Consider the following 7717-nt stretch of genomic DNA (forward strand, 5'->3'; position numbering starts at 1 on the left):
AAGTTCAAGTACGCCTGGCTGGCGCCCTACTGCACGCTCTACGTGTGCAACGAGCAGACGCGTGAACTGAACCAGGAGATGGGGCCGTTCAACAGCTTCCGTCTCGGCGGCGAGGTGACCCAGGTCTTCGGCGGGGGCGGCTAACCCGCCCCGCCCCTCTCCCGCAAGCAGGCGAGAAAGCGGCACACCGTTCAACACCCTCTCCCCTTCATGGAAGAGGGTTGGGGAGAGGGCAAGACCCTCTCCCCGCGCCCTGTCAGCAGGGCACAAACAAACCCTCCGCTCGCGGGGGGAAAGGGGGGCGCTGCCCCGGCTATTCACGGAGAAGCACGGATGGTCTTTTCATCCAACGTCTTTTTGTTCCTGTTTTTGCCGATCTTTCTCGGCCTGTACTACCTGTGCCCGAATCGCGGGCGCAACCTGCTGATCCTGATCGGTAGCTACGCCTTCTATGCCTGGTGGCGGGTGGATTTCCTCCTGCTGTTCGCCGCGGTCACCCTGTGGAACTACGGCATCGGCCTGCGCATTCACGCCAACGCCGGCACCCGCATCGCGCAGCGCTGGGTGATCACCGGGGTGGTCGGCAACCTGGCCACCCTGGGCTACTTCAAGTACGCGAACTTCGGCGTGGCCAATATCAACGCCGTGCTCGAATCCATGGGGATGGAGCCCTTCGTGCTCACGGCGGTGATCCTGCCGATCGGCATTTCCTTCTACATCTTCCAATCGATCAGCTACCTGATCGACGTGTACCGCCGCGACACCGAGCCGACGCGCAACCTGATCAACTTCGCCGCCTTCATCGCCCTGTTCCCGCAGCTGATCGCCGGGCCGGTGCTGCGCTACAAGGATCTGGCCGACCAGTTCACCCAGCGCAGCCACAGCCTGGACAAGTTCTCCGAGGGCGCCACGCGCTTCATGCAGGGCTTCGTCAAGAAGGTGTTCATCGCCGACAGCCTGGCGCCGCTGGTGGACCACTGCTTCGCCCTGGAAAACCCCAGCACCGGCGACGCCTGGCTGGGCATGATCGCCTACACCGCGCAGCTGTACTTCGACTTCTCCGGTTACAGCGACATGGCCATCGGCCTGGGCCTGATGATGGGCTTCCGCTTCATGGAGAACTTCAACCAGCCCTATATCAGCCAGTCGATCACCGAGTTCTGGCGGCGCTGGCACATCAGCCTGTCCACCTGGCTGCGCGACTACCTGTACGTGCCGCTGGGCGGCAACCGTCACGGCACCTTCAACACCTACCGCAACCTGTTCCTGACCATGCTGCTGGGCGGCTTCTGGCACGGCGCCAACTGGACCTTCCTGATCTGGGGCGCCTGGCATGGTACCTGGCTGGCCATCGAGCGGGCCCTCGGGGTCAAGGCCGCACCGACCCTGTTCAACCCGATGAAGTGGGCCTTCACCCTGCTGCTGGTGATGCTCGGCTGGGTGATCTTCCGCGCCGAGAACCTGGAGGTGGCCGGACGCATGTACGCCGCCCTGTTCAGCTTCGGCGACTGGCGCCTGAGCGAGCTGACCCTGGCGCACATCACCGGGCTGCAGATGGCCACCCTGGCCCTGGCCTGGGTGGTGATCGCGGTGTGCGGTGCGCGCCAGTTCCTCGCCAGCCGCGATCACGAACCGCGCCTGACCCTGGCCAGTGCCGGGGTGGCCCTGCAGGCCTTCGACCTGCGCCTGGTGGCGCTGCGCGGCGCCCTGCTCCTGCTGTTCTGCGCCTCGCTGCTCAAGCTCTCGGCGCAGAGCTACTCCCCCTTCCTCTACTTCCAGTTCTGAGCGGAGGCTGCTGATGAACCGCCCCATCAAGACCCTGTACGTCGTGCTGTTCGGCCTGCTGCTGTTGCCGGTCAGCCTGCTCGCCATGGGCAACCTGACCGGCTATCGCATGCCGGGCGATCCCAGCGTGCTCGACGGCGGCCTGGCCAAGAGCGTCGAGCGCCATTACGACGAGCACTTCCCGCTCAAGCAGGTCGGCATCAACCTGTGGGCCGCCGTGGAGTATCTGCTGTTCGGCGAAGGCCGCAGCGGCCTGGTGATCGGCGAGGACGGCTGGCTGTACTCGGACGAGGAGTTCGCCCCGGTGGCCGATGCCCAGCGCCAGATGCAGGACAACCTGGCGCTGATCCGCGGCGTGCAGCAGCGTCTGGAGCAACACGACGTGCATCTGCTGCTGGCCATCGTGCCGGCCAAGACCCGTCTGTACCCGGAACACACCGGCCGTCATCATCCCAGCGCCCTGCAGCGCAGCCTCTATCCGCACTTTCACCGCGCTGTGCGCGATGCCGGCATCGCCGCCCCCGACCTGCTCGGCCCGCTGCAGGCCGGCAAGAGCCAGGCGCCGATGTTCCTGCGCACCGACACGCACTGGACGCCGGATGGCGCCGAAGTCACCGCACGAGCCCTGAGCGAGGTGGTGCGCAGCGCCGTGCCGCTGCGTGGCGAACCGCAGGAGTTCATCACCGAAACCGTGGAAACCCGCGCCCACCGCGGCGACCTGACCAGCTTCCTGCCGCTGGCCCCGCTGTTCGAGAACCTGCTGCCGAGCGCCGACAGCCTGCAGCAGCGCGAGACCCGCGCCGCCCAGGCCAGCAGCGACGACCTGTTCGCCGACAGCGACCTGCCGGTGGTGCTGGTCGGCACCAGCTACAGCGCCAATCCCTCGTGGAACTTCGCCGGCGCCCTGCGCCAGCACCTGCAGCGCGACCTCGCCAACCATGCCGAGGAAGGCGGCGGTCCGCTGGTACCGATGCTCAAGTACCTGCAGAGCGAAGAGTTCGAGAACGACCCACCGCAGCTGGTGATCTGGGAATTCCCCGAGCGCTACCTGCCGATGAGCAGCGACTTCACCGACTTCGACCCGCAATGGCTGGCCGCCCTGAAAGGCGCCGGCGATCAGCAGGGTCTGGCCGCCGCCAACCGTTGACGGCGGCACTACTGGCAACCCCCAAGGAGGACGCAACATGAATACCAAACTGATCCTGCGCCGCGGCACCCTCGGCGCCTTCGCCCTGGCACTCGGCCTGGGCATGCTTCAGGCCCAGGCCAACGATGCCGCGCTGTACGGTCCCAAGGCGCCCAAGGGCTCGGCCTTCGTCCGCGCCTACAACGCCAGCAGCAGCGAGCTGGACGTGCGCGTCGGCGAGACGCATCTCAAGCAGATCTCACCGCTGGGCTCCAGCGACTTCAAGTTCCTCCCGGCCGGCAGCTACCAGGCCCAGGTCGGTAACGCGCAACTGCCGGTGCAACTGCAGGCCGACCGCTACTACACCCTGGTCAGCCAGACCGGTACCGAACCGCGCCTGGTGGAAGAGCCCCCCTTCACCAGCCGACAGAAGGCCCTGCTGCGTGTGCAAAACCTGACCGACAGCACCCTCAGCCTGAAGACCGCTGACGGCAAGACCGACGTCGTCGCCGACGTCAAACCCGACGGCCGCGGCGACCGCGAGATCAACCCGGTGAAGGTCGGCCTGGCGCTGTTCGACGGCGAGCGCAAGGTCGCCGACCTGAAACCCGTGACCCTGGAGCGCGGCGAAGTGGTGAGCCTGTTCGTCACCGGCGGTCAGGGCAAGTTGTCGCCGGTGTGGGTCAAGCGCCCCATCGACGGTTGAGGCAGTGAGTTTCTAGAACAAGGAAAACGGCGGGCACACGCCGCACCGACACAGCACGAGCATCCAACTCGATCAATTGTTAAGGAGAGACACCATGACCCCCATCATCCTTTCCGGCGGCAGCGGCTCGCGACTCTGGCCTCTTTCGCGCAAGCTCTACCCCAAGCAGTTCCTCGCCCTGACCGGTGAGCGGACCCTGTTCCAGCAGACCCTGCAGCGTCTCTCCATCGAGGGCATGCAGCCGCCGGTGCTGGTGGCCAACCAGGAGCACCGTTTCATCGTCCTGGAGCAGCTGGAGCAGATCGGCCAGCAGTCGCAGATGCTGCTGCTCGAGCCCTTCGGTCGCAACACAGCCCCGGCGGTGGCCATGGCCGCCCTGCAGCTGGTCGCCGAAGGTCGTGACGAGCTGATGCTGGTGCTGCCGGCCGATCACGTGCTGGATGATCAGCAGGCCTTCCGCCAGGCCCTGGCGCTGGCCACCGTGGCCGCCGAGAAGGGCGAGATGGTGCTGTTCGGCGTGCCGGCCGACCGCCCGGAAACCGGCTACGGCTACATCCGTGGTCAGGCCGACGGCACCCTGCCGGATGGTGTGGCGCGCGTCGCCAACTTCGTCGAGAAACCCGACGCCCAGCGCGCCACCGAGTACGTGGCCAGCGGCGACTACTACTGGAACAGCGGCATGTTCCTGTTCCGCGCCAGCCGCTTCCTCGAGGAGCTCAAGCACCACGACGTGGACATCTACGACACCTGCCTGCTGGCCCTGGAACGCAGCAAGCGCGACGGCACGCAGATCGCCATCGACCCGGCCACCTTCGCCTGCTGCCCGGACAACTCCATCGATTACGCCGTGATGGAGAAGACCACCCGCGCCTGCGTGGTACCGCTGGCCGCCGGCTGGAACGACGTGGGCAGCTGGTCGTCGATCTGGGAAGTGCACGACAAGGACGCAGCCGGCAACGTGACCAAGGGCGACGTGGTGGTCGAGGACAGCCGCAACTGCCTGATCCACGGCAACGGCAAGCTGGTCTCGGTGCTCGGCCTGGACGACATCGTCGTGGTGGAGACCAAGGACGCCATGATGGTGGCGCACAAGGACCGCGTGCAGGACGTCAAGAAGCTGGTGAGCCGGCTCGACGAACAGGGCCGCTGCGAAACCCAGAACCACTGCGAGGTGTACCGCCCGTGGGGCTCGTACGACTCGGTGGACATGGGCGGCCGCTTCCAGGTCAAGCACATCACCGTCAAGCCGGGCGCGCAGCTGTCGCTGCAGATGCACCACCACCGCGCCGAGCACTGGATCGTGGTGTCCGGCACGGCCAAGGTGACCTGCGACGACCGCGAGTTCCTGCTCACCGAGAACCAGTCCACCTACATCCCGATGACCTCGGTGCACCGCCTCTCCAACCCAGGCAAGATCCCGCTGGAAATCATCGAAGTGCAATCCGGCACCTACCTCGGCGAGGACGATATCGAGCGTCTGGAAGACGTGTACGGCCGCAGCGATGCAGTAGCTGCCGGCGCCACACACTGAGCTGTTCGTAGCCGGATGCAATCCGGGTCGACCCCGACCCCGGATTGCATTCGGGCTACGCCCCTCCCGCCGCTCATGTCCGCCTCCAGGCCTGTCACACCCTGCGACAGCCAATGCGGTTACCCTGACAAAGCACCTTGTGTAGGATGAGCGCAGACTTTCAAGAAGGCTGCCTTCATGCTGTTCGGTATCGCGCTCGTCATCACCTGGCTGATCCTGCTGATCCGCTATCCGACCAAGGCTCTGCCGGTTTCCCTGGCCGCACTGGTCGGTCTCGGTCTGGTGGCCACCTGGGTGCTCTGGCAGGAAAGCCGCGACGAACGCTACCTCGCCCATCTCGAACTGCGCCTGCGCTACGCCCCGCAGCAGTGCCCCGCCGATCGCCCCCTGGCCATCGACCTGAAGAACGGCAGCGACGCCGCCCTGCTCGAGCTGCGCTGGGAAGTTGCCGCCTACCGCCCCGGCAACGCCACCAATCTGGCCCAACGCCTGTACGAATCGCCGCGCTACAGTGGCCCGGGTGAACTGCTGCCGGGCGCCAGCTGGAGCGACTGCATGCCCCTGCCCGACCTGCGCAGCGGCTATAGCCCGGCTACGCTGGAGTTTCGCGCCGAGCGCCTGCAAGGCAAGTTCGTCCGCTGATGGTAGGGTGCGCCGTGCGCACCGATGAATCGACACGATGGTGCGCGCCGCCTGGTCAGCCCCGGCGAGCCCCTACTCAAGGAAGCCCTCATGCCTCAACCCAGCGTTCTTATCACTGGCTGCTCCAGCGGCATCGGCCGCGCCCTGGCCGATGCCTTCAAGGCTGGTGGCTATGCGGTCTGGGCCACGGCGCGCAAGGATGATGATCTGGCCGCGCTGCAGCAGGCCGGATTCAATGCGGTGCAACTGGATGTCAACGATGCCGACGCGCTGCAGCAACTGGCTACCCGCCTGAACGAAGAGATCGGCGGCCTCGACGTGCTGATCAACAACGCCGGTTACGGCGCCATGGGCCCGCTGCTCGATGGGGGTGTGGAAGCCATGCGCAAGCAGTTCGAAACCAATGTGTTTTCCATCGTCGGCGTGACCCGCGCCTTCTTCCCGCTGCTGCGCCGCAGCCGTGGCCTGGTGATCAATATCGGGAGCGTCTCCGGCGTGCTGGTCACCCCCTTCGCCGGAGCCTACTGCGCGTCCAAGGCCGCAGTGCACGCGCTCACCGACGCCTTGCGCCTGGAGCTGGCGCCCTTCTCCATCGAGGTGATGGAGGTGCAGCCCGGCGCCATCGCCTCCAGCTTCGGTAGCCATGCCAGCCAGCAGGCCGAGGCGCTGCTGCGCGAGGACTCGCCCTGGTGGCCGCTGCGCGACGGCATCCGTGCCCGCGCCGCCGCCTCGCAGGACAACCCCACGCCGGCCAGCGACTTTGCCAGCCAGTTGCTCGCCGCCGTGCAACGCGACAAACGCCCGCGCCTGCTGCGCCTGGGCAATGGCAGCCGCGCCCTGCCGCTGCTCGCCACGTTGCTGCCCAAGGCGCTGCTGGAACGCATCCTGAGCAAGCGTTTCGGCCTGGTACGCAGCCTGTGACACCGACCGTGCAGTTGCGTTACTACGCCCTGGGCGGGGTGATCGCGGCCGTGCTGCTGAATCTCTTGCTCCGCACCTTCGTACGCCTCGGCGGGGTGTTCACCACCCTGTTGATTGCGGCCGCCATCGCCGGCGCACTGGCGCTGCTGTTTCACTGGCGCACGGGGCGCGCACCGAGCAACGCCGAGCGCTGGCGCCTCACCGCTCTCTATGGCGGCCTGCTCGGGCTGCTCTACCTGGGGCTGCTGGGCATGATGTACCTGCAGGACACACCCAGCCCGATGGGTCTGTTTCTCTTCAGCCTGCACTACCTGTGTTACCCCGTGCTGGCCTGGCTGGCGTTCTCGCCACGTTACGGCCGCTGAAACGCCTGTCAGGAAGACACCTTCATGCTGCATACCCTCGCCGTCGCCAACTACCGTTCGATCAACAGCCTGATCCTGCCGCTGGGCCGGCTCAATCTGATCACCGGCGCCAACGGCAGCGGCAAGTCCAATCTCTATCGTGCCCTGCGCCTGCTGGCGGAAACCGCCCAGGGCGGCGTGGTCAACGCACTGGCCCGCGAAGGCGGGTTGGAGTCAAGCTTCTGGGCCGGGCCGGAGAAGATTTCCCGGCGCATGCGCAACGGCGAGGTGCCGGTGCAGGGCGGCCCCCGGCAGAACGTCATGCGACTGCGTCTGGGCTTTGCCGGTGAGGATTTCGGCTACGCCATCGCGCTGGGTCTGCCCGAGCCGAGCAGCTCGGCGTTCTCCCTCGACCCTGAGATCAAGCGCGAATGCATCTGGGCCGGCGCCAGCTACCGCCCCGCCTCGTTGCTGGTGGATCGCGCCGGGCCACTGGTACGCCTGCGCGAAGGCCGCAGCTGGCAGGTGCTGGCCCAGCACCTGCCGAGCTACGACAGCCTGTTCGACCAGATCGGCAACGAACCGAGCTGCCCGGAAGTCTTCCAGCTGCGTGAGACCATTCGCCGCTGGCGCTTCTACGATCACTTTCGCAGCGATGCCGA

8 protein-coding genes and 1 pseudogene are annotated in these 7717 nt (G+C 66.5%); all 9 read left to right on the top strand.

Annotated elements, in window-relative coordinates:
• Positions 1-144, top strand: a pseudogene (gene algL / locus N7333_RS23090) (mannuronate-specific alginate lyase); the annotation flags it as partial.
• A gap of 189 nt (positions 145-333) precedes the next feature.
• A complete protein-coding gene (locus tag N7333_RS23095; RefSeq protein ID WP_011921099.1) occupies positions 334-1785 on the top strand; it encodes an MBOAT family protein in 1452 nt (483 codons plus the stop codon).
• A gap of 13 nt (positions 1786-1798) precedes the next feature.
• Entirely contained in the window at positions 1799-2932 is a 1134-nt protein-coding gene (locus N7333_RS23100) for an alginate O-acetyltransferase (protein WP_129483952.1), read from the top strand.
• Positions 2933-2969: 37 nt separating this feature from the next.
• On the top strand, positions 2970-3617 hold the full coding sequence (locus N7333_RS23105; RefSeq protein ID WP_129483951.1) for an alginate O-acetyltransferase AlgF: 648 nt from the start codon (positions 2970-2972) through the stop codon (positions 3615-3617).
• Between the two features lie 94 nt (positions 3618-3711).
• Positions 3712-5148, top strand: a complete 1437-nt coding sequence (locus N7333_RS23110) for a mannose-1-phosphate guanylyltransferase/mannose-6-phosphate isomerase (RefSeq protein WP_003243095.1) — start codon at positions 3712-3714, stop codon at positions 5146-5148.
• Positions 5149-5325: 177 nt separating this feature from the next.
• Positions 5326-5790: a hypothetical protein gene (locus N7333_RS23115; RefSeq protein ID WP_003243093.1), complete on the top strand. Its 465-nt coding sequence runs from the start codon at positions 5326-5328 to the stop codon at positions 5788-5790.
• 90 nt (positions 5791-5880) lie between these two features.
• Positions 5881-6711 carry an SDR family oxidoreductase gene (locus N7333_RS23120; RefSeq protein WP_129483950.1) on the top strand — a complete coding sequence of 277 codons (831 nt, stop codon included), beginning with the start codon at positions 5881-5883 and terminating at the stop codon, positions 6709-6711.
• The gene (locus tag N7333_RS23125; protein WP_003243089.1) at positions 6708-7076 is read left to right on the top strand and encodes a hypothetical protein; all 369 of its coding nucleotides are present in this window, start codon (positions 6708-6710) and stop codon (positions 7074-7076) included. Before N7333_RS23120 ends, N7333_RS23125 begins: the two co-directional genes overlap by 4 nt.
• A gap of 24 nt (positions 7077-7100) precedes the next feature.
• A partial coding sequence (locus N7333_RS23130) for an AAA family ATPase (protein WP_279859441.1) occupies positions 7101-7717 on the top strand: 617 nt, incomplete at its 3' end.

The organism is Pseudomonas sp. GD04158 (assembly GCF_029834875.1).
Classification (GTDB): domain Bacteria; phylum Pseudomonadota; class Gammaproteobacteria; order Pseudomonadales; family Pseudomonadaceae; genus Aquipseudomonas; species Aquipseudomonas hydrolytica.

Excerpts from the sequence above, each read along its gene's own strand:
- N7333_RS23095 (WP_011921099.1), top strand. The coding sequence starts at position 334 with ATGGTCTTTTCATCCAACGTCTTTTTGTTCCTGTTTTTGCCGATCTTT.
- N7333_RS23100 (WP_129483952.1), top strand. The coding sequence starts at position 1,799 with ATGAACCGCCCCATCAAGACCCTGTACGTCGTGCTGTTCGGCCTGCTG.
- N7333_RS23105 (WP_129483951.1), top strand. The coding sequence starts at position 2,970 with ATGAATACCAAACTGATCCTGCGCCGCGGCACCCTCGGCGCCTTCGCC.
- N7333_RS23110 (WP_003243095.1), top strand. The coding sequence starts at position 3,712 with ATGACCCCCATCATCCTTTCCGGCGGCAGCGGCTCGCGACTCTGGCCT.
- N7333_RS23115 (WP_003243093.1), top strand. The coding sequence starts at position 5,326 with ATGCTGTTCGGTATCGCGCTCGTCATCACCTGGCTGATCCTGCTGATC.
- N7333_RS23120 (WP_129483950.1), top strand. The coding sequence starts at position 5,881 with ATGCCTCAACCCAGCGTTCTTATCACTGGCTGCTCCAGCGGCATCGGC.